This window comes from Treponema saccharophilum DSM 2985, assembly GCF_000255555.1.
Taxonomy (GTDB): Bacteria; Spirochaetota; Spirochaetia; order Treponematales; family Treponemataceae; genus Treponema_D; species Treponema_D saccharophilum.
On the sequence record NZ_AGRW01000011.1, the window covers coordinates 1 to 700 of the forward strand.

Annotated in this window: 1 tRNA gene and 1 rRNA gene; both read left to right on the plus strand. The window is 49.1% G+C overall.

Going from position 1 to position 700, the window contains the following annotated elements:
• The first annotated feature begins 83 nt into the window (after positions 1–83).
• Positions 84–157: transfer RNA gene (locus TRESADRAFT_RS00090), tRNA-Ile, on the plus strand.
• 107 nt (positions 158–264) lie between these two features.
• Positions 265–700 (plus strand): 23S ribosomal RNA (locus tag TRESADRAFT_RS16430); the annotation flags it as partial.

Consider the following 700-nt stretch of genomic DNA (forward strand, 5'->3'; position numbering starts at 1 on the left):
TGGCTGCGGTGTACGCAGCCGACGAGAACTTGGTTTGTAGCCTGGTTTTCCTCGTCTGTCTTTTTCGCTGGTTTTGTATATAGGGGATGGTAGCTCAGTTGGTTAGAGCACCGCTCTGATAAGGCGGGGGTCGATAGTTCAACTCTATCCCGTCCCATCAGGACTGAATCAGAGGTTCTAAAGTTATTTGAAACACGATTAGGGAAGGAAGAAGGTTTTACTCAATGAGTTTTTATTCGCCTCGTTGAGTGGAAAAGATAATATGGTCAAGCGAATTATAGGTTAATGGTGGATGCCTATGGAGCTGTGAGACGATGAAGGACGTGATAAGCTGCGATAAGCCACGGTTAGGAGCACATATCCTTTGACCCGTGGATTTCCGAATGGGGTAACCCGGCTGGAGTGATCCAGTCACTGCGCACCTGAATAAAATAGGGTGGCAGAGCGATACTGAGTGAAGTGAACCATCTAAGTAACTCGGGAACAGACATCAATTGAGATTCCGCAAGTAGCGGCGAGCGAACGCGGATCAGGCCAAACCGGTTTTCCGGGGTGTAGGGCTGCATGGGGATGACCCGGCAAGTCATAAAACTAAGTGATAGCAGAATAGTTTGGGAGAGTTCATCGCGAAAGTCAGGACGCTTGCCGCCAAAAAGCATTCTGTCGTCGTCGTGATAAGCGAGGGAATCAGAACCGCGGA